19 protein-coding genes and 1 riboswitch are annotated in these 20,731 nt (G+C 67.2%); of the genes, 12 read left to right on the top strand and 7 right to left on the bottom strand.

The genetic code is table 11. From position 1 onward, the window contains the following. Positions 1-42: 42 nt before the first annotated feature. Together HSX43_RS06265 and hppD are read right to left on the bottom strand one after the other, a co-directional pair. Positions 43-525 (bottom strand): hypothetical protein, encoded by a 483-nt coding sequence (locus HSX43_RS06265; protein WP_179379225.1) that lies wholly within the window; start codon positions 523-525, stop codon positions 43-45. Between the two features lie 356 nt (positions 526-881). Beyond that, positions 882-1,976: a 4-hydroxyphenylpyruvate dioxygenase gene (gene hppD, locus HSX43_RS06260; RefSeq protein ID WP_179379224.1), complete on the bottom strand. Its 1,095-nt coding sequence runs from the start codon at positions 1,974-1,976 to the stop codon at positions 882-884. Between the two features lie 142 nt (positions 1,977-2,118). Between hppD and HSX43_RS06255 the strand changes: the two genes are divergently transcribed. Continuing rightward, positions 2,119-2,571: an Lrp/AsnC family transcriptional regulator gene (locus HSX43_RS06255; protein ID WP_179379223.1), complete on the top strand. Its 453-nt coding sequence runs from the start codon at positions 2,119-2,121 to the stop codon at positions 2,569-2,571. Between the two features lie 50 nt (positions 2,572-2,621). Next, the gene (locus HSX43_RS06250) at positions 2,622-4,586 is read left to right on the top strand and encodes a cation:proton antiporter domain-containing protein (protein WP_179379222.1); all 1,965 of its coding nucleotides are present in this window, start codon (positions 2,622-2,624) and stop codon (positions 4,584-4,586) included. A gap of 24 nt (positions 4,587-4,610) precedes the next feature. Here HSX43_RS06250 and HSX43_RS06245 read toward each other — a convergent pair whose 3' ends face one another. Next, positions 4,611-6,038: a Glu/Leu/Phe/Val family dehydrogenase gene (locus HSX43_RS06245; protein ID WP_179379221.1), complete on the bottom strand. Its 1,428-nt coding sequence runs from the start codon at positions 6,036-6,038 to the stop codon at positions 4,611-4,613. A gap of 229 nt (positions 6,039-6,267) precedes the next feature. On the opposite strand from HSX43_RS06245, the gene HSX43_RS06240 reads away from it, so the two are divergent. The 6 genes from HSX43_RS06240 to HSX43_RS06215 all read left to right on the top strand — a co-directional run bounded on the left by HSX43_RS06240 (position 6,268) and on the right by HSX43_RS06215 (position 14,139). Next, positions 6,268-8,343 carry a TadE/TadG family type IV pilus assembly protein gene (locus HSX43_RS06240; RefSeq protein WP_179379220.1) on the top strand — a complete coding sequence of 692 codons (2,076 nt, stop codon included), beginning with the start codon at positions 6,268-6,270 and terminating at the stop codon, positions 8,341-8,343. Next, positions 8,340-8,957, top strand: coding sequence for a TadE/TadG family type IV pilus assembly protein (locus tag HSX43_RS06235; protein WP_179379219.1), 618 nt, complete (start codon positions 8,340-8,342; stop codon positions 8,955-8,957). The genes HSX43_RS06240 and HSX43_RS06235 overlap by 4 nt, the downstream gene beginning before the upstream one ends. 10 nt (positions 8,958-8,967) lie before the next feature. Next, positions 8,968-9,654 carry a TadE/TadG family type IV pilus assembly protein gene (locus tag HSX43_RS06230; RefSeq protein WP_179379218.1) on the top strand — a complete coding sequence of 229 codons (687 nt, stop codon included), beginning with the start codon at positions 8,968-8,970 and terminating at the stop codon, positions 9,652-9,654. A gap of 87 nt (positions 9,655-9,741) precedes the next feature. Continuing rightward, complete coding sequence (dnaG, locus tag HSX43_RS06225) at positions 9,742-11,736, top strand: DNA primase (protein ID WP_179379217.1); 1,995 nt, start codon at positions 9,742-9,744, stop codon at positions 11,734-11,736. A gap of 80 nt (positions 11,737-11,816) precedes the next feature. Beyond that, positions 11,817-13,805: an RNA polymerase sigma factor RpoD gene (gene rpoD, locus HSX43_RS06220; RefSeq protein WP_179379216.1), complete on the top strand. Its 1,989-nt coding sequence runs from the start codon at positions 11,817-11,819 to the stop codon at positions 13,803-13,805. A 49-nt stretch (positions 13,806-13,854) separates the two neighbouring features. Further along, on the top strand, positions 13,855-14,139 hold the full coding sequence (locus HSX43_RS06215; protein ID WP_179379215.1) for an HlyU family transcriptional regulator: 285 nt from the start codon (positions 13,855-13,857) through the stop codon (positions 14,137-14,139). Between the two features lie 54 nt (positions 14,140-14,193). On the opposite strand, the gene HSX43_RS06210 is transcribed toward HSX43_RS06215, so the two are convergent. Further along, a complete protein-coding gene (locus tag HSX43_RS06210; protein WP_179379214.1) occupies positions 14,194-14,349 on the bottom strand; it encodes a hypothetical protein in 156 nt (51 codons plus the stop codon). A gap of 119 nt (positions 14,350-14,468) precedes the next feature. Here HSX43_RS06210 and HSX43_RS06205 point away from each other — a divergent pair, with 119 nt between their 5' ends. The 4 genes from HSX43_RS06205 (at position 14,469) to ribD (ending at position 17,003) form a co-directional block, all read left to right on the top strand. After that, positions 14,469-14,921, top strand: coding sequence for a thiol-disulfide oxidoreductase DCC family protein (locus HSX43_RS06205; RefSeq protein ID WP_179379213.1), 453 nt, complete (start codon positions 14,469-14,471; stop codon positions 14,919-14,921). Next, a complete protein-coding gene (locus HSX43_RS06200; protein ID WP_179379212.1) occupies positions 14,921-15,334 on the top strand; it encodes a secondary thiamine-phosphate synthase enzyme YjbQ in 414 nt (137 codons plus the stop codon). The genes HSX43_RS06205 and HSX43_RS06200 overlap by 1 nt, the downstream gene beginning before the upstream one ends. 125 nt (positions 15,335-15,459) lie before the next feature. Next, on the top strand, positions 15,460-15,924 hold the full coding sequence (nrdR, locus tag HSX43_RS06195) for a transcriptional regulator NrdR (RefSeq protein WP_179379211.1): 465 nt from the start codon (positions 15,460-15,462) through the stop codon (positions 15,922-15,924). Continuing rightward, the gene (ribD, locus tag HSX43_RS06190) at positions 15,921-17,003 is read left to right on the top strand and encodes a bifunctional diaminohydroxyphosphoribosylaminopyrimidine deaminase/5-amino-6-(5-phosphoribosylamino)uracil reductase RibD (RefSeq protein WP_328795097.1); all 1,083 of its coding nucleotides are present in this window, start codon (positions 15,921-15,923) and stop codon (positions 17,001-17,003) included. The genes nrdR and ribD overlap by 4 nt, the downstream gene beginning before the upstream one ends. Before the next feature lie 64 nt (positions 17,004-17,067). Here the strand turns inward: ribD and metK are convergent, their stop codons facing one another. The 3 genes from metK to HSX43_RS06175 all read right to left on the bottom strand — a co-directional run bounded on the left by metK (position 17,068) and on the right by HSX43_RS06175 (position 20,688). Then, complete coding sequence (gene metK, locus HSX43_RS06185; protein WP_179379210.1) at positions 17,068-18,252, bottom strand: methionine adenosyltransferase; 1,185 nt, start codon at positions 18,250-18,252, stop codon at positions 17,068-17,070. A 4-nt stretch (positions 18,253-18,256) separates the two neighbouring features. Continuing rightward, positions 18,257-18,305, bottom strand: a riboswitch (SAM-SAH riboswitch). Positions 18,306-18,313: 8 nt separating this feature from the next. Then, a complete protein-coding gene (gene lnt / locus HSX43_RS06180) occupies positions 18,314-19,792 on the bottom strand; it encodes an apolipoprotein N-acyltransferase (protein WP_179379209.1) in 1,479 nt (492 codons plus the stop codon). 8 nt (positions 19,793-19,800) lie between these two features. Then, complete coding sequence (locus HSX43_RS06175) at positions 19,801-20,688, bottom strand: hemolysin family protein (protein WP_407929361.1); 888 nt, start codon at positions 20,686-20,688, stop codon at positions 19,801-19,803. Positions 20,689-20,731 lie beyond the last annotated feature (43 nt).

Below are 20,731 nucleotides of genomic sequence, written 5' to 3'. Positions count from 1 at the left end.
GGCGGCCCACCGGGGCCGCCCCTGTCGTTCAATGGCTACAGGTTAGCCGTTGTTGATGATCGTCTCGATCTCGGACTTCTGCATTTCCATTTCGCTCTCCGAGGTGGTGAGGAAGTAGAGTTCCGCAACTTGTGCGTCGGTCAGCGCCGTAACGTCGACGTCATAACCCAGCGAGTCGAGCGAGGCCTGTACGGCTTCCTCAACCGAGGTGTCGGCATCGCGCTCGGCTTGGATGCGGGCGGCTTCCTCGGGCGTCACGAGAATGACTTCGGCGTCCGGATCCACGACTTCCGAGAGGATCGCGTCAATGCGGCCCTGCTTCTCGTTCTCGGTGTCGGTCGAGGTCGAGGCGAGATAGAGTTCGGTCACCTGATCGTCGGAGAACTGCTCGATCTTGTATTGCTCGTAGCCTTCCTTCTCCAGCAGCGACTCGACCTCAGCGAGGATCGTCGGCGAAACGCCGGTGTAGGCGGCGGCGGACGTCGCGGTGAGGGCGGCGGCGGCGAAGATTGCGAAGCGGGTCATAGTACATCCTTTCCAGTATTGAGCGCGGCTGTGCGCCGTTCTGCCTCCTCAACACCGTCTTTCGCCGGAAGGTTTCCAAGAAAATCGCCGTTTATTTTCGGAACCTTAGCGACAGGATCGGCGTTTGCGGCACCGCTTCGGCCCGGCGGGGCCCCAAATACGAACACCCCGGCCCTGAAAAGGAACCGGGGTGTCGCTCAACAATCGCCTCCCGCACCGCACAACCACCGGAAGACGACCGGAGCCCGTGTATTCTGGAATTCGAATGGCGGCTGCCATCAGGTGCAGGTTGCAGAACCAACGGCGCGCGGGCGCTCTGGTTCCGCTAAAAGATGTGGGGATGCGCGCGGCGTGGATCAACCGGTCTCGAGCACCCCTCGCGCGATCTGATCCGCCTCGATCGACTCGAAAAGCGCCTTGAAGTTTCCCTCGCCGAAGCCGTCGTCGCCCTTGCGCTGGATGAACTCGAAAAAGATCGGGCCGATGCAGGTTTTCGAGAAGATCTGCAGCAGGATCCGCGTCTCGCCGCCGCCGACGACCCCCTCGCCGTCGATCAGGATGCCGTGCTTCTCCATCCGGTCGAGCGGCTCTTCGTGGTCCGCGACCCTCTCGCGGCTCATCTCGTAATACGTCTGCGGCGGCTTCGGCATGAAACGTACGCCGTTCTCGGCGATCGCATCCACGGCGTCGTAGATCTCGCGCGCGCCCACCGCGATATGCTGGATGCCCTCGCCGTTGTACCGTTCGAGATACTCGACGATCTGCCCGGTCTCGCCCCGATCCTCGTTGATCGGGATGCGGATGCGGCCGCAGGGCGAGGTCAGGGCGCGGCTCAGAAGGCCCGTATACTTCCCCTTGATGTCGAAGAAACGGATCTCGCGGAAATTGAACAGCTCGCCGTAGAACCGGAACCAGGTGTCCATGTTCCCCTTGTGAACGTTGTGGGTCAGGTGGTCGAGGTAGTGAAACCCGACACCGGCCGGATGTGCACGCGCAACCCAGTCGAACTCGGCGTTGAAGGGCGAGGCGTCGCGGTACTGGTCGATGAAGTAGATAAGACTGCCGCCGATGCCGACGATGGCGGGCACGTCCATCGCCTTGCCCGGCCCCTCGTAGGGCGTGGCCCCCTTCGCGACCGCGTGGTCGAAGGCGTGCTGCGCGTCGGCGACGCGCCAGCCCATGCCCGGCGCGCAGGGACCGTGCTCGGCCACGAAGTCCATCGCATGGCTGCCCGGCGTCGCGTCGATAAGATAGCTGATGTCGCCCTGCTGCCAGACCTCGACGGGCTTGGTCTTGTGCGTGGCGACGTGCGTGTAGCCCTGCCGGGTGAAGATGTCGCGCAAGACCTGCGGATCCTCGTGGGCAAAGGCGACGAAGGCGAAACCGTCGGTTCCTGCGGGGTTGTCGGCGGTGATCTCGGCGTAGGGGGCATCGTGAGGGAACGGACCCATCTGGCAAACTCCTGTCTGTTTGTCGCGACGCTATCGCACACACGCGACCGGGAGCGCGCGTTCGCGGGTCCAATCCACGCTTCCTATGCGCACTTCATGCGGAGATCTTTTCAAATCCGCGTGGATCCAGCATATTTGCTCCATGGACGAGACCGATCGCGAGATCCTCCGCCTGCTTCAGCGGGATGCGGGCCAGACCGCCGAGGCCCTGGGGCGGGCGCTCAACCTGTCGGCCTCGCAGGCCGGGCGGCGGCGGGCCCGGCTCGAGGCCAGCGGCTATATCCGCGCGACCGTCGCGCGGGTCGACCCGGTGCGCGTCGGTCTTTCGGTGCAGGCCTTCGTGCAGGTCCAGATGGCGAGCCACGCGCCCGAGGGCGCACGCGCCTTCCTGCGCCTGCTCGAGGCCGAGCCGCGCGTCGCCTCCGTCTGGACGCTGACGGGCGAGGCCGACTATCTCCTCCGGGTCTGGTGCGGCGATCTCGCCGCGCTCAACACGCTGGTCCATCAGGTCCTGCTGCCGCATCCGGCCGTCGCACGCGTCCAGAGCCAGATCGTCATGGATCAGCCGAAGCGCGATTCTCCCCTGCCCCTTTGAGCCACCAACCCGCGATTGTGAGGCGCGGCCGACTGGCCTAGACCTTTCCCATGGAAACGTTTCTCTTGCAGGCGGCGATCTATCTCGGGGCCGCCACGCTCTGTGTTCCCCTCGCCGTGCGCTTCGGTCTCGGCTCGGTCTTGGGCTATCTTGTCGCGGGTATCCTGATCGGTCCCGTCACCGGCCTCGTCGGGTCGGAGACCGAGCAGCTTCAGCACTTCGCCGAATTCGGCGTGGTGATGATGCTCTTCATCATCGGGCTGGAGCTCGAGCCGCGCACGCTCTGGGATATGCGGGCCCGGCTTCTGGGCCTCGGCCTCGGGCAGATCGTGCTGACGTTTCTAGCGGTCACGGGTGGCGCCATGCTCTTCGGGCTCTCGTTGCAGATGGCGGCGGCGGTGGGGATGATCCTGGCGCTGTCCTCGACGGCGATCGTGATGCAGACCCTTAACGAGAAGGATCTGACCTCCACGCGTGGGGGCCGCTCCGCCTTCTCGGTGCTTCTGGCGCAGGACATCGTGGTTATTCCCATGCTCGCGATCATGCCGCTCCTGTCGATCGGGGCCGAAGTCGACCGCGGCGAGGCCGGGGGCGGGCACGGCGGCGGCCACGGCGACGCCGCGATGGGCGACGGAGAGAGCGCGACGATCATGGCCGACGTCGGCCATTGGGTCGACACGCTGCCGGCCTGGGGCCTGACCCTGCTGACCGTCGGCGCGGTGACGGCCGTGATCCTCGGCGGCATCTTTCTCACGCGCCCCGTGTTCCACTTCGCCGGGCGCGCGCGCCTGCGGGAGATGCATACCGTCGTCTCGCTCCTCTTCGTGATCGGGGTCGCGGTGCTGATGTCGGCGGTGGGCCTCTCGCCCGCGCTCGGGGCCTTCCTTGCCGGCGTCGTGCTCGCCAATTCAGAGTTCCGGCACGAGCTCGAAGCCGACATCGAACCCTTCAAGGGCATCCTCCTCGGCCTCTTCTTCATCACCGTGGGGGCCGGCATCGACTTCGGCACCTTCACCTCCGCGCCCTTCGTCGTGCTGGGCGCGGTTCTGGCACTGATGCTCGTGAAGGGGGCGATCCTCTATCTGCTGGCCCTGTCGTTCCGCATGAAGGGGCGCGACCGGATCCTCTTTACGCTCTCGCTCGCGCAGGCGGGCGAGTTCGGCTTCGTGCTCGTCTCGGTCGCTTTCGGGGACGGCGTGATCGGATCGCAGGAACGCGACATCCTGCTTCTGGTGATCGCGCTCTCGATGCTGCTGACGCCGCTTCTGTTCATCGCCTACGAACGGCTCGCCGCGCGCCAGCCCGAGGGCGAGGCCATGCCCGACGACGAGATCGACGAGGCGGCGGAGGTCATCATCGCCGGCGTCGGTCGCTTCGGTCAGGTCGTCCACCGGATGCTGCAGGGGACCGGCGTGCAGACCGTCGTCCTCGACCGCGACATCAAGACGATCCGGCTTTTGCGGAAGTTCGGCATCAAGACCTATATGGGCGACCCGACACGGCCCGAACTCCTGGAGGCGGCGGGGCTTGAGACCGCGAAGATCCTGATCGTGGCGCTCGACGACCGGGAGGATGCGGTCCGGCTCGTGCGACTGGCCAAGCGCGCGCATCGCGACATCCACATCATCGCGCGCGCCTACGACCGGGTGCATACCTACGAGCTCTACAACGCCGGGGCCGATCAGATCGTGCGCGAGATGTTCGACAGCTCGCTCCGGGTCGGCCGCTACGCGCTCGAGACGCTCGGCTGGTCCGACAGCGAGGCGCACGAAGCGCGCGAGGCCTTCTTCAAGCACGACCGCGAGGCGATGCTGGCGCTCGCCAAGGTCTGGAAACCCGGCGTGGCGATCGAGAAGAACCCGGAGTACGCGGAGCTCGCCCGCGAGTTCAACAAGGGGCTCGAGAATGCGCTGCTGACGCGCTTCGGCGTCGACGAGACCCCCGAGGCCGCCGCCGAGAACGAGGGCGAGGATTCGGACGACACCGCAGCGGAGGCGGAGCGGCGCGAGGGCTAGGCCACCTCCCCCGCGCCCCGGGCGTCAGAGCCCCTTGGCCTGGTAGCTGGCGGCGATCCGGCTGATCGAGACGATGAAGCCCGCGGTCCGCAGATCCGGCACGTCGTTCCGCCCGTGCCAGACCTCGCGCATCGCGCCGTAGGCCCCGCGCATCGTGTCGTCGAGCCCCGAGCGCACAAGCTCCAGCTCTCCCGCGCCGCGCAGGTAGTTGCGCTTGAAGTCCTCCGAGAGCGTCCAGGCCACGTTCTTGTTCTTCGACAGCCGCTCGAGCTCGTTGACGAGGACATGGTGACGGGCCTCCTCCGCGCGGCGCTGCATCCGGCCGAAGCGGATGTGACTGAGGTTCTTGACCCATTCGAAATAGCTGACGGTGACCCCGCCCGCGTTGGCGTAGAGGTCGGGGATGATGACGCACCCGCGGTCGAGCAGGATCTCGTTCGCCTCGGCGGTGACCGGCCCGTTCGCCGCCTCGATGATGAGCGGTGCCTTCACGCGGGCGGCGTTGTCCTTGTGGATGACGCCCTCGAGCGCGGCGGGGATGAGGATGTCGCAGTCCATCTCGAGGACGGAGGAGCCATCCTCGACGTAGTGCCCGCCGGCGAAGTTGCGCACGCCACCCGTGCGGCGGATATGGGCCTGGAGCCCCTCCACGTCGAGACCGGCCTCGTTGGTGACGGCCCCGTCGCGCTCGATCACCGCGGTGATCCTGGCCCCGTCCTCCGCGGCAAGGAAGCTGGCGGCATGGAATCCGACGTTGCCGAGCCCCTGTACGATGACGCGCTTGCCGTCGAGCGTGCCGGCAAGGCCCGCGGCGGCCTTGTCCTCCTCGTGGCGGAAGAACTCCTGCAGGGCGTATTGCACGCCGCGCCCCGTCGCCTCGACCCGGCCGGCGATACCACCCGCATGGGGCGGCTTGCCGGTGACGCAGGCCCGGCCGTTGATGTCGGTGGTATGCATTCGCTGGTACTGGTCGCTGATCCAGGCCATCTCCCGCTCGCCGGTGCCCATGTCGGGGGCGGGCACGTTCTGCGCCGGGTTGATCAGGTCGCGCTTGATGAGCTCGTAGGCGAAGCGGCGGGTAATGAGCTCGAGCTCGTGCGCCTCCCATTGGGTCGGATCGATGCAGAGCCCCCCCTTGGAGCCGCCGAAGGGCGTTTCCACCAGAGCGCACTTGTAGGTCATCAGCGACGCCAGCGCCTCCACCTCGTCCTGGTTGACGGCGAGCGCGTAGCGGATGCCGCCCTTCACGGGTTCCATGTGCTCGGAATGCACGGACCGGTAGCCGGTGAAGGTGTGGATCGCGCCGCGCAGTCGGACGCCGAAGCGCACGGTGTAGGTGGCGTTGCAGACGCGGATCTTCTCGGCGAGCCCCGGGCTGAGATCCATCAGCCCGACCGCGCGGTCGTACATCGCATCCACCGAGGCGCTGAAGCCTCCTGCCTTGTTGCTCATCTTCGTCCTCCCTGGCCGTCGCGGCCTATCCTCCGATGATCCCGCGAGCCTAGACGCTTCCCCTGGAAACGACAGGGAGAATGTCGGCCAGATGTCTAAAATCGAAGGACAATGACACGATTTGACCCCAATCGCGCCCGGCAGTGACCGTCTTCCATTTGGATAAAAAGCGATGCGACTCGGACTCCCCTGAGTCGCTCGTAGTGTTTACAACCGCGTGGTATCTGCCGTGACTTGCAAGCTTGATCTCTCGAAGGACCGCCTGTTCACCCGGGCCGCGTCCGACTTCGGACAGCGTGAAGATGGAAGCTTGACCATCTTCGGGCTGCTGGTTTTCGTCCTGATGATGACGGCCGGGGGCATCGCCCTCGACATCATGCGATCGGAAGTACAGCGGACCGAGCTGCAATACGCCGTCGACCGTGCGTCCCTCGCCGCAGCCGGCCTGAACCAGACGCGCGACGCCGAACAGATCGTCAAGGACTACGTCCGCGCCGCAGGCCTCGACGAGGACAGCGTGCAGGTGACATCCGTTCAGAACGGTGCGGATCGCCGCGTCACCGTCAGCAGCGAAGCGAACACGGAAAGCCTCTTTCTCGATCTACTCGGCGTCGAAAGGCTGGTGCAGCCCGTATCCTCCGAGGCGCGGGAAGTCCGCACCGAACTCGAACTGTCGCTCGTGGTCGATATCTCAGGCTCCATGGGCGGCGCGAAGATCGAGACGCTGCGCACCGCCGCCTCGGACTTCGTGGCCGAACTGCTGCGCAACCGCGAGGAGCTCACCTCCATCTCGCTCGTGCCCTACAACGACCGAGTGAACGCGGGCTCGCTCATCAACAGCGTCTTCGACATCAGCGACGAGCATCCCTTCTCGAACTGCGTGGTCTTCTCGGATGCGGAGTATCAGCGGCTCGGCATGAACTCGGGCGAAGAACTGCAGCGCATGGGACACTTCGACTTCCGGACGGGCAACTCCAACGTCGCGGGTCTCGTGAAGAACCCCAACTGCCGGACAGACAACTACGCCGAGATCCTGCCCTGGTCGAACAACGTGTCCGAACTGCAGAAGCGTATCCAGCAACTGCAGGCGAACCACTGGACGGCAATGGACCAGGGTGTGAAATGGGGCAGCCTGCTGCTCGACCCCTCCTCGCGCGACGAGCTTGCCGAAATGATCACCATGACCGGTCTGCCGAGCGGCGAGCAGGTGGATGCCGGCTTTGTCGGCCGCCCCGTCGATTACAACACCGATGGAACCCACAAGGTACTGGTGGTGATGACAGACGGCGTGAACACCCAGCAGTGGGATCTCAAGAGCGCCCGCAAGTCCGGCGCATCGGGCATCTATGTCTATCGCGAAGCGCTCGAAGACGTGTGCGAAGACTACGATCACGACGAAGAGCCTCGCTGGGGCAGCTACTACGACTACTACGGGAACTACCGCACCTATCGCCGCAGCCGCTACGACGGCATCGCCCTCGAGGACGAGGACGCCTGCGCCGACTGGCATGACGCCGGTCAGCCGTCGCCCGGGTCCGACCCGACCGATGCGCCGCTTCTGGATATCGGTCTCGGACTGCTCGGCAGCGACGATGATGACGACGACGACGATGATGATGACGGTGATGACGACGACGGTGACGATGACGATGACGACAGCAGCAACACGGCCAACTGCGGCAACGGCGACAATGCCGGAAACAACGGCAACTGCCGTGGCATCAACATCGACCTGCTGGGCGACACGGTGAACCTGAACCTCTTCGGATCGAACGGGGCGGGGTGCCAACTGGGAACCACTACGCAGCGCGCGCTGTGCCGGGTGCAGTTCGACAACGACGAGAACCATACCTACATCACCCGCTATTCGGTCTGGTCGAGCCACGCGGGGGCCTACTGGGTCGATCATCGCAACCAGTATTGGTCCAACCCCTACGGCGGTTCGAACGCGACGCGGCTCGACTGGTCGGAGGTCTTCGCGGCCCTGTCGATGAGCTACATCGCCAACGACCTGCTGAGCGGCGCGAACTGGGACACCCGGGTCGACTACTTCTACTCCTGGGAAACGACCCACAGACAGGCCCGCGCGGACACGAACCTGTCCAACATCTGCGCGCAGGCCCGTCAGAACGGGGTGGTGATCTACACAATCGCCTTCCAGGCTCCCGACGATGGCGAAGCGGCCATGCTCGACTGTGCCGGCACCGGCAACGAAGCGCGCTACTTCGATGTCGAGAACCTCGATATCGCGGCCGCGTTCGACGACGTGCTCGCCTCGGTCAGCCGTCTGCGACTGGTTCAATGAGCGGGCCGGCGTTCATATCCCGGATGGGGCGGCTGTGGTGCCGCCTCTCCGACCGGCTGCTCGCACCGCTCGACCGCCTTGCCCGCGTTCCCCTTGCGGCGCGCGAGGCGGGCGGGGCCTCGGTCGAGTTCGTGCTGCTGGTGCCGGCCTTCCTGATGGTCTTCATCTCCTCCTTCGAGGCCTCGCTCATGCTGACGCGTCAGGTCATGCTGGAGCGCGCAATGGACATTGCCGTCCGCGACATCCGCCTCGATACCGGCAGTACCGTGACCCAGAACCAGGTGCGCAACGCGGTTTGCGACCGGGCCCGGATCCTGCCGGATTGCCGCGAGAACATGCTGATCGAGCTGACGCTCATCACCCGGACGAGCTATGCGACCCCGGACGCGGACGCGCCCTGCGTGAACCAGCTGACGTCGATCGTCCCGAGGTCGATCTTCGCGGGCGGACGCGCGGGACAGATGGTGCTCGCACGGGCCTGCTATTCGGTCCGCCCCTCGCTGCCGCTCGCGGTTCTCGCCGGAAACCGAACGCTCGGCTCCTATCTCATCGACGACACCGACGGCACGTTCCGCATCGTCACCGCGACGGCCTTCGTGGTCGAACAGAACTGAGGAGGTCGCGATGACATTCCCGATCCCGTCCCGACTGTCCGCGCCCCTCGCCCGCTTCGCACGCGAGGAACGGGCTGCACTCTCCATCGAGGCGGCAATCATGCTGCCGGTGCTGACGCTGATCTTCGTGATGGGCTATCAGTATTTCGATCAATATCGCCGCGAGGCGCATATGACGAAGGCCAGCTATGCCGTGGCCGACATGCTGTCGCGGCGCCTGTCGATCGTGACCCCGCACGACCTGAACGGTTTGGAGAGTGTCTACGAGACGCTGACCTACTCCGAAAACCTCAGCTACATGCGCTTCACCGAGGTACGCCGTCGCAACGACAACCTGGAGGTCATCTGGTCCTTCGCGACCGACGGGCAGCCGGCGATGACCGACGCGATCCTCCAGGGCTTCCTGAATCAGGTTCCGCGGCTCGACGAAAACGAGCGCGTCACGCTGGTCGAATCCTACACATTCGATCGGCCGTACTTCAACGTGGGGCTCGGCGACCGGATCATCCCGAACTTCGTTCCGATCTCGCAGCGGTATGCCGCACGCCTTGCCTTCGCTCCCGAACAGATCGTTGCCGACGACAACATCAGCATCATCGCCAACGACACCGATTGCGGCGATGACGTCGTTCTCGTGAACGGTCTGCCGCTTATCGGGGCGGGCAACTGCACCGCGGACGAAGAAGCCGGCGGCTGACGCATCGGCCACCGGAAACGCGCGGGCCGTTCGGCATTTCGCCGGGCGGCCCTCGACTCTGCCCGGAGCCGACCCGATATTGAGGCCATGCGCCTGCCCGACAGCTTCCTCGACGATCTCCGCAACCGGCTGAGCCTCTCGGCCGTCGTCGGGCGCAAGGTCACCTGGGACATGAAGAAGACGAACCAGGCCAAGGGCGACTGGTGGGCCCCCTGCCCCTTCCATCAGGAGAAGTCGGCCAGCTTCCACGTCGATGACCGCAAGGGCTTCTATTACTGCTTCGGCTGCCAGGCGAAGGGCAACGTCTTCGGCTTCGTGCAGGAGAGCGAGAACGTGGGCTTCATGGAAGCCGTGGAGATCCTCGCGGCGGAGGCCGGGATGGAAATGCCCGCCCGCGACCCGAAAGCGGCCGAGAAGGCGGACCTGCGCACCCGCCTCGCCGAGGTGACGGAGACCGCGGTGAAGTGGTTCCGCCTGCAACTGTCCACGCAGGCCGCCGCGGAGGCCCGCGCCTACCTCGACCGCCGGGGCCTTGCGAAGGCGACGCTCGACCGCTTCGAGATCGGCTTTGCGCCGGGCACGGCGGACGGGCTCATCCGCGCGCTCGAGGGCAAGGGCATCGCCTGGGATCTGATCGAGGGCGCGGGCCTTGGCGTGGCCGAGGACGACGGTCGCCGCCGCGACCGCTTCATCAACCGCATCATCTTCCCGATCCGCGACGCGCGCGGACGCTGCATCGGCTTCGGCGGACGGGCGATGAACCCAAACTCGCCGGCGAAATACCTGAACTCGCCCGAGACGGCGCTCTTCGACAAGGGCGCGAACCTCTACAACCTGCGGGACGCGCGCGCCGCCGTCGGCAAGGGCCAGCCCCTCGTCGTGGCAGAGGGATACATGGACGTCATCGCGCTCGCGCAGGCCGGGTTCGAGGCGGCGGTCGCGCCCCTCGGGACGGCCGTGACGGAGCGGCAGCTGCAGATGCTCTGGCGGGTCTCGCCCGAGCCGCTCATCGCGCTCGACGGGGATGCCGCCGGTCAGCGCGCGGGGCTGCGCGTGGCCGATCTCGCGCTGCCGCTGATCGAGGCGGGGCAGAGCCTTCGCTTCGCAATCTTGCCCGAAGGCCAGGACCCGGACGATCTGATCCGAGCGGAAGGTGCCCCGGCGATGCGTCGGATTCTGGACGCGGCGAAGCCGATGCTGACGCTCCTCTGGACGCGGGAAATCGAGGGTAAGGATTTCGACAGCCCGGAACGCCGCGCGATGCTCGACCGCGCTCTGCGCGCGGTGGTGCGAAGGATCAAGGATCCGAGCCTGCGGCGTCACTACGGCGAAGAAATCGCGCGCCTGCGCGCCGAGCTCTTCGGACTGAGCCCCGGCCAGACGGTTGTCTTCGATGCGCCCCCGCCCCCTGCGCCGCCGCCGTCCGGTCGCGACTTTGTGCCGAACCCTGCCTATCGCCGCGACCGGAAGAACTGGAAGGGTGGCCGCGCCCTGCCGGCACAACCGCAGACCGCGACACGGGCCTCCGCGCTCGCATCCGGGGCGATGACCCCGGAAATCCTGCTCGAGCAGGTCGTGCTGGCCGGCCTCGTCCGGCATCCGACGCTGATCGCGGAATTCACCGACGCACTCGAGGCCGAGACCTGGAGCCGCGACATGCACGGCGCGATCGCCCAGGCGCTTCTGACCCTCGATCCGGAGGCCGTGCCAGAGGAGGCGGGCGAGACGCTCGAAGCCCGGATCGGCCCCGAGACCCTTGAAACGCTTCTCGCTCAGCGCCATGTCCGCATCTCACCGGTGATGCGTGGCGATGGCGGCGGCGCGCGCCAGTGCATCCGCGACGCGCTCAAGCGGCTCGGGGCCCAACGCGGGGCCGACCGCGAAAGGCGCGAGGCAATGGAAGACTTCGAGGAGGGAGCCGACGAGGCCATGACCTGGCGGCTCGCGCAGGCGGGAAAGCGCAAATCGGCCGCTTTGCGCAGCCGGGAGGAAGAGCGCGTGGGCGACGGCGAGACCTCCTTCGCGGACTACTACGACAGCCTTCTGGCAACGCCAGCGGGCAAAACGAAACGGGAAAAGTGATTCGGGGTGCGGAGCCGGCCGATTCGGGGTAGTGATTCGGCTAGCGACCCACAAAGACTCACTCCTCAACGGAGCGCGGCATGGCCAAGGACACGGACGACGACAAGCAGCGGGACCCCGAGGGCGATCACTCGCTCGACATGAGCCAGGCTGCCGTCAAACGCATGATCGCCGAGGCGCGGACGCGCGGCTACATCACCTACGACCAGCTCAACCAGGTGCTGCCGCCCGAACAGGTCTCCTCCGAGCAGATCGAGGACGTCATGTCGATGCTCTCGGAGATGGGCATCAACATCGTCGAGGCCGAGGAAGCCGAGGACGACGACGAGGAGAAGCCGCAGGGCTCCACCGCCGTCGTCGACGCCTCGAAGAAGGGCGGCGACGTCGCCACGACGGACGCGAGCGAAACCAAGCTCGACCGCACCGACGACCCGGTGCGCATGTACCTGCGCGAGATGGGCTCGGTCGAGCTTCTGAGCCGCGAGGGCGAGATCGCCATCGCCAAGCGCATCGAAGCCGGGCGCAACACGATGATCCTGGGCCTCTGCGAGAGCCCGCTGACCTTCCAGGCGATCACGATCTGGCGCGACGAGCTTCTGTCGGAGGACATCCTCCTGCGCGACGTGATCGACCTCGAGACGACGTTCGGCAACCAGATGGAGGAGGAGGCCGACACACCCGTCGCCGGTGCCGCCGCCCCCGCCGCTGGTGGCAAGAGCGAGGCGAAGCAGGAACTCGACGCCGACGGCAATCCGATCTCGAACGATGATGACGACGACGACGAGGACGAAGGCGCCAACCTATCGCTCGCCGCGATGGAGGCCGCGCTGAAGCCGCGCGTGCTGGAAACGCTCGACGTCATCGCCGACGACTATGCCAAGCTTGCCGAGATGCAGGACCTGCGGATCTCCGCCACGCTGAACGAGGACGACAGTTTCTCGCAGACGGAGGAGGACGCCTACCAGAAGCTGCGGTCCGAGATCGTGGAGCTGGTGAATGGACTGCATCTGCACAACAACCGCATCGAGGCGCTGATCGACCAGCTCTACGGCATCAACCGCCGGATCATGTCGATCGACTCGGGCATGGTGAAGCTCGCCGACCAGGCGCGCATCAACCGCCGCGAGTTCATCGAGGAATACCGCGGCCACGAGCTCGATCCCGGCTGGGTCGACCGCATGACCGAGAAAACGGGGCGCGGCTGGCAGGCGCTCTTCGAGCGCTCCCGCGAGAAGGTCGAGGAGCTGCGCGGCGACATGGCGCAGGTCGGCCAGTACGTCGGCGTCGACATCAACGAATTCCGCCGCATCGTGAACCAGGTCCAGAAGGGCGAGAAGGAGGCCCGTCAGGCCAAGAAGGAAATGGTCGAGGCCAACCTCCGCCTCGTGATCTCGATCGCGAAGAAATACACGAACCGCGGCCTGCAGTTCCTGGACCTGATCCAGGAGGGGAACATCGGCTTGATGAAGGCCGTCGACAAGTTCGAGTACCGCCGCGGTTACAAGTTCTCGACCTACGCGACCTGGTGGATCCGGCAGGCGATCACCCGCTCGATCGCGGACCAGGCCCGCACGATCCGCATCCCGGTCCATATGATCGAGACGATCAACAAGCTGGTGCGCACCGGCCGCCAGATGCTCCATGAGATCGGGCGGGAGCCGACGCCCGAGGAGCTGGCCGCGAAGCTGCAGATGCCGCTCGAGAAGGTTCGCAAGGTGATGAAGATCGCCAAGGAGCCGATCAGCCTCGAGACGCCCATCGGCGACGAGGAGGATAGCCAGCTCGGCGACTTCATCGAAGACAAGAACGCCGTGCTGCCGCTCGATAGCGCCATTCAGGAGAACCTGAAGGAGACGACAACGCGCGTTCTCGCCTCGCTCACCCCGCGCGAAGAGCGGGTGCTGCGGATGCGTTTCGGCATCGGAATGAACACCGATCACACCCTCGAGGAGGTGGGCCAGCAGTTCTCCGTCACGCGCGAGCGGATCCGCCAGATCGAGGCGAAGGCGCTGCGCAAGCTCAAGCACCCGAGCCGGTCGCGCAAGCTGCGGTCGTTCCTCGACCAGTGACCCCGTGGGGGCCGTCGGCGGCCCCCGCGCCCCAAGCGGAGCGTTCGATATGTCCCTCCTCTCGCGTCTTTTCGGTGGTGGCGGCGGCGACAAGACTGCCCCGGCTCCGGCCGACCCCGTCGTATACAACGGCTATCGCATTTTCCCCGAGCCGATGAAGGACGGCGCGCATTGGCGCATCGCCGCCCGGATCGAAGCGGACGTCGACGGTGAAACGAGGACCCATCAACTTATCCGGGCCGACACGCTCAACTCCGAGGATGCGGCCAAGGAGGCATCAGTCGCCAAGGCCAGGGTGATGATCGACCAGCAGGGCCACGGCATCTTCCGCTGAGCGCCTTGTCCCCGATTTGGAAAGGCCCCGGAGCGCTCCGGGGCCTTCGTCGTGTCAATCCCGCTCACCCTTGGGAGGATAGACGTCGCGCGTCGGCTCTTCGGGCGTGCCGGTTGTCACGGAGTTGGGGTCATGCGTCGTGCCCTCCGCCGGTGTCGGGGCCGGGCGCGCGCCTTCCGGCGTTCGGGTCTCTTTCGGTTGCGTTTCCATGGCATGCCTCCTGCTTTGTTTCGCCACTCAACACACCGGCAAGGCCGTGCGTTCCCCGCCTCGCCCGTGGCCAAGCGTCACCTTTGACCTGCCCGGAAGGCGGTCTAGGCTTCGACACGATGACCGAGACAACTACCCTTTCCCCGCGGACGCGCGCCCTGATCGGCAGACACGACCTCATCGTCTTCGACGGTGTCTGCGTCCTCTGCTCGGGCTTTTTCCGCCTGATGACCCGGATCGATCGCAGCGGTCGCTTCCGTTTCGCCACGGCACAATCCGACCTCGGGCAAGCGCTCTATCGCGACCTCGGCCTGCCAACCGACGATTTCGAAACGAACCTCGTCATCGTAGACGGGGTGATCCATCAGCGGCTCGACGCTTTCGCGGCCGCGATGCGGGCCGTCGGCTGGCCCTGGCGCGCGCTCGCTGTGGCATCGTGGCTGCCCGCGATGCTGAAAGATCCGCTCTATCACGCGATCGCGCGCAACCGATACCGCCTCTTCGGACGCAGGGACCACTGCATGGTCCCCTCCCCCGAACTCGCCGCGCGTTTCCTCGACCGGGCCGCCTGATGCACGGCAGCTTCACCGTCGAGACGCGCGGCCCCGGCACCGTCGAGATCACCCGCGAGGTAGCGGCGTGGCTCCCGGACCGCTCTGGCCTGCTCACGCTCTTTATCCGCCATACGTCGGCCAGCCTCATCATCCAGGAGAATGCCGACCCGGAAGTCCAGACCGACCTCGTCGCCTGGCTCTCCCGCGCGGTGCCGCCGACGACCGACCCGTCGATGGCCTATCTCACGCACACCTACGAAGGGCCCGATGATATGCCGGGACATATCAAGTCGATGCTCCTGCCGGTCAGCCTCACGATCCCGGTGCTGGAGGGGCATATGGTACTGGGCACCTGGCAGGGCATCTACGTGGTCGAACATCGCGACCGCCCGCAGACGCGTCACGTCGCCGCGCATTTCCGCAGCGACTGACCCCGATATCCCTCTCTTCCTGCGAAGGCTTGCCACACCAGCATTGGGGGGGCAGAGTGACGGCGCATCAAGACATGGTCCCGCGCGCCACATCTGGCGGGGCCACCCGGATCCGGAGACCACCCATGCGCTGCCCCTTCTGCGGAAATGTCGATACCCAGGTGAAGGACTCGCGCCCCGCCGAGGATCATGTCGCCATCCGCCGGCGCCGGTTCTGCCCCTCCTGCGGCGGGCGGTTCACGACCTACGAACGGGTGCAACTGCGCGACCTCGTCGTCATCAAGTCGAACGGAAAGCGCGAGGAATTCGATCGCGACAAGCTGGAGCGCTCGATCCGCATCTCGATGCAGAAGCGTCCGATCGAACCCGAGCGGATCGACCAGATGATCTCTGGCATCGTGCGGCGGCTCGAGTCGATGGGCGACACCGACATCCCGTCGAAGCAGATCGGCGAGATCGTGATGGAGAGCCTGGCGCGGATCGACACCGTCGCCTACGTCCGCTTCGCGAGCGTCTACAAGAATTTCCAGGCGGCCGACGATTTCGAGGATTTCGTCCACGAGCTGCGCCCCCCCGCTCTCGACACGTGAGCGACGCGCGCTTCATGGCCCATGCGCTGGCTCTGGCGGCGCGCGGTCTCGGGCGTGTCTGGCCGAACCCGGCCGTCGGATGCGTCGTCGTGAAGGATGGTGTGGTCATCGGGCGCGGGCGCACCGCCGACGGGGGCCGCCCCCACGCCGAGACGCAGGCGCTGGCCCAAGCGGGCCCGGCCGCGCGTGGGGCGACAGCCTATGTCACGCTGGAGCCCTGTGCCCACCACGGAGCGACGCCGCCCTGCGCCGAAGCCTTCATCGGCGCGGGCATCGCGCGGGTCGTCACCGCGCAACGCGACCCGGATCCCCGCGTCGACGGGGGCGGGTTCGAAATGCTGCGCGCGGCGGGGATCGAGGTCGTCGAGGGCGTGATGGAGGCCGAGGCCCGGGCGCTCCAGGCCGGGTTCCTGAGCCGCGTTACCCGAGGCCGCCCGCTCGTCACGCTCAAGCTCGCGCTCACGCTCGACGGCCGCATCGCCACGGCGAGCGGCGAGAGCAAGTGGATCACCGGCCCCGCCGCCCGCACCCACGTCCATGCCGAGCGGGCGCGTCATGACGCGGTGATGGTCGGGGCCGGCACGGCGCGCGCCGATGACCCGCAGCTCACGGTCCGCGGCATGGGCGACGTGCCGCAGCCGGTTCGCGTGGTCCTGTCGCGCCGCCTGAAGCTGCCGGAGGAGAGCGCGATGCTCCGCGGCGCGGCTCCGGTCTGGCTCGTGCATGGGGATGCGCCGCCCGAGCGCTGCGCGGCCTTCACCGCCCGCAGCGCGACGCTCCTGCCCTGCCCCGCCGGTGCGGGCGGCCACGTCGACCTGGGCGCGGCGCTGCGCCTGCTCGGCGCGCGCGGCCTCACCCGGGTCTATTGCGAGGGCGGTGGCACGCTCGCCGCCGCGCTTCTGTCGCAGGGGCTCGTCGATCGGCTCGACTGCTACACCGCCGGCAAGGCGATCGGGGCCGAGGGCACGCCCGGCCTCGGCGCGATGGGCCTCGCTGCACTGTCGGAGGCCCCGCGACTGCGCCTTACCGAAACCCGAATCCTCGGACCGGACCTCCTGCACCGCTGGACGGCCGGCTAGCCCGTCTCCGTTCGGGACATGCTCCCGGGGAGGCCAGGCCAGGCCGGGACGGGTGCAGCGCCCCTCAGACTGCGTTCGCCAGCGCCTCGGCCAGGTCCGTGCGCTCCCAGGAGAAGCCGCCATCGGCCTCGGGCGCGCGGCCAAAATGGCCGTAGGCCGCCGTGCGCTGGTAGATCGGCCGGTTCAGCCCCAGGTGCGTGCGGATCCCCCGCGGCGTCAGGTCCATGGTCGTCCGGATGGCTGCCTCGACGGCGGCCGGGTCGACATCGCCCGTGCCATGCAGATCGGCATAGATCGAGAGCGGCTCCGACACGCCGATCGCGTAGGAAAGCTGCAGGGTGCAGCGGCTGGCGAGCCCCGCCGCCACGACGTTCTTCGCCAGGTAGCGCGCCGCATAGGCAGCGGAGCGGTCCACCTTGGTCGGATCCTTGCCAGAGAAGGCCCCGCCCCCGTGCGGCGCGGCCCCGCCGTAGGTGTCGACGATGATCTTGCGGCCCGTCAGCCCGGCGTCACCGTCGGGACCGCCGATCACGAACTTGCCGGTCGGGTTCACATGCCAGACGGTCTCCGCCCCGATCCAGCCGTCGGGCAGAACCTCCCGGACATAGGGCTCCACCACCGCGCGCACGTCGGCGCTGGTCATCGCCTCGTCGAGATGCTGCGTCGAGAGCACGATGGAAGAGACACCGACCGGCGTGCCGTTCTCGTAGCGCACGGTCAGCTGTGACTTGGCATCCGGGCCGAGCGTCGGCTCGGTCCCATCCTTGCGCACCTCCGCGAGCCGCCGCAGGATCGCGTGGGCAAACTGGATCGGCGCGGGCATGAGGGCCTCGGTCTCGGAGCAGGCGTAGCCAAACATGATCCCCTGATCGCCGGCCCCCTCGTCCTTGTTGCCGGCGGCATCGACGCCCTGTGCGATATGGGCCGATTGCTCGTGCAGCAGGTTCGTGACCTCGACCGTCTCGTGGTGGAACTTGTCCTGTTCGTAGCCGATATCGCGGATGCAGGCGCGGGCGATATCCTCGATGCGGCCCATGTAGTCGGCGAGTTTCGCCTGATCGCTCAGCCCAACCTCGCCGCCTATGACGACACGGTCGGTGGTGGCAAAGGTCTCGCAGGCGACGCGCGCCTCGGGTTCCTCGGCGATCAGCGCATCGAGGACGGCGTCGGAGATCCGGTCGCAGACTTTGTCTGGATGGCCCTCGGATACGGATTCCGAGGTGAAGGAATAGGTCGCGCGACTTGTCATGGGATGCTCCGATACGTTTCTCGCACCCCGTCAGGAAGCCGTTGGGGCGGTTCATTCATGGCTAGGGCCCTTCGCGCGCGGGGGCAACCGGAATCGCACGGCCGCGCCGCCACGACACCGCGAGGAGAAGGACAAGGAAGGCGAGAACCGACCAATCGCCCGTCCGCCAGTAGGGCGTCGGAGGCAGCGCGGGCGGCACCGCCGCGTCGAGATGCCCCGCCTGCCCGAGCCCGAGCGCAGCGCGCACGCCCCCCCGCGCGTCGATCACCGCCGAGACGCCCGTGTTGGCCGCCCTGAGGAGAGGCAGGCCCGACTCCGCGGCGCGCAGACGGGCGAGCGCGAGGTGCTGCTGTGGGCCGGCGAAGGTGCCGAACCAGGCGTCGTTGGTCAGGTGCAGGATCGCGCGGGGCCGGGCCAGCCGGCGCAGCTCCTGCGGAAAGATCGCCTCGTAGCAGATGAGCGGCAGCACAGGCCCGACGCCCGGCAGGTCGATCAGGACGGGGCCGTCGCCAGGCTGATAGCCACCGGCGAGTTGCGCGGCGAGCGCCCCGACCCCGACGGCCTCGAACAGGGGCTCGAAGGGGAGGTATTCCCCGAAGGGGACGAGGCGGTACTTGTCGTGCACCCGCGCGATCTCGCCCGCCTCCCCGGTCAGCACGACGAGTGAATTGCGCGGCCGCCGGTCCTCGCCGTAGCGCTGCGCGCCGAGGACGACGGGTGTGCCGCCCGAGGCGGCGGAGATCATCGGGCGCACGTCGTCCGAATGGCGCAGGATCTCGGGCAGCGACGTCTCGGGCCAGACGACGGCATCGGGGTCGCGACCCTCTGGCGCTGCCGCCGTGGCTTCGAGCCCGCGGCGGAAGAAGACGTAGATGAAATCCGGATCCCATTTCTGGTGTTGCGGCGCGTTCGGTTGGACCAGCCGGACGACGGGCGCGTCGGGGCCCGGAGCAACGGCGGACGGCAACACCATCCCGACCGCGAAGGGCAAGGCCCAGACCGCAGCGCCGACGCCCCGTCGGACCGGGCCGGACGAAACGAGGAAGGCCGCGCCGAGGAGAACGGCGAGGCCCAGACCGTGCGCGCCGGCCACCGTCGCCGCCGGCAGCGCGGGGGCGCCGATAAGGACATGGCCGGGCAAGGCCCAGGGAAATCCCGTCAGGAGGTAGGACCGCAGAAGCTCGACCGCCACGAGCATCAGCGCGACCGGCACCGGCCCCGGGGCCACGCGGCGGGCCAGCGCGGCGGCGATGCCCCAGAAGAGGCCGAAGCCCAAGGCCACCAGAACGAGCGCGACGGGCGCAAGCCAGCCGGTCGCAGCCGCGTCCACGAGGAAGGGCTCCACGATCCAGTGCAGGGCAATCGCGAAATGCGCCGTGCCGAAGCCGAGGCCGGTCAGGAAGGGCCGCCGCGACCGCGCGATCAGCCCGATGCCGAGCGCATAGCCCGGGAGCGCGACGAACCACATGTCCCACGGGGCCTGGCCAAGCGCGGCGGCGAGACCGGCCAGCACCGGCAGGAGCATTGCAAGATGGCGCATCCCCCGGATCAGGCCGCGTCGGGCACCCGCAGGCGCAGGCGCTTGATGCGCCGGGGGTCGGCATCGACTACCTCGATCTCGGCACCGCTCGGGTGCGGGATCACCTCGCCGCGTTCGGGCACGCGACCCGCCAGCATGAAGACGAGGCCACCGAGCGTGTCGATCTCCTCTTCGTCCTCCGCGTCGACGAGTTTCAGGCCGACCTCTTCCTCGAAATCCTCGATCGGCGTGCGGGCGAGCGCGAGGTAGCAGCCGCTCTTCTCCTGCCGCCAGAACTTGCCCTCTTCCTGATCGTGCTCATCCTCGATCTCGCCGATGACCTGCTCGATGAGGTCTTCGAGCGTAACGAGGCCGTCGACGCCGCCGTATTCGTCGATGACGAGCGCCATATGGACGCGCTGCGTCTGCATCTTGGTCAGGAGCACGCCGATGGGCATCGACGGCGGCGCATAGATCAGGCCGCGCAGAAGCGGCTTGAGCGCGAAGGGCTTGTCGCGATCGCCATTGAAGCCGTGGTTGAGCGCCAGGTCCTTCAGGTGGATCATACCGAGCGGCTCGTCGAGCGTGGTGTCGAAGACCGGAAGGCGGGTCATCCCGCTCTCGCGGAACTTGGCCACGAGATCCGGCAGCGAGATGTCGTGCGGTACGGCCACGACCTCCGCACGCGGGATGAGCACGTCGTCGAGCCGTTTGAGGCGCAGGTTCAGAAGGCCGGGCATCACCCCGGCCGGGGTCGCCTCTTCGGTTTCGGGCTCGGGTTCCGGCTCGCCCAGAAGGCCGCCGAAGACGCGGCTCATGAAACCGGGGCGCGCACCGATGGTGCCGCCGTTCGAGAGGTGTGAGGTGGTGTCGTCCCGCGCGCCCTGCGCGGCCCTAGACGATCCGTCGTTGTCCATCGGACCCAATGGCCCCTTTCTCTTGAGGCGGAAATACGTTCCG

Source organism: Jannaschia marina (assembly GCF_013404595.1).
GTDB classification, from domain to species: domain Bacteria; phylum Pseudomonadota; class Alphaproteobacteria; order Rhodobacterales; family Rhodobacteraceae; genus Jannaschia; species Jannaschia marina.
This window is presented reverse-complemented; position numbering and strand designations above follow the sequence as displayed.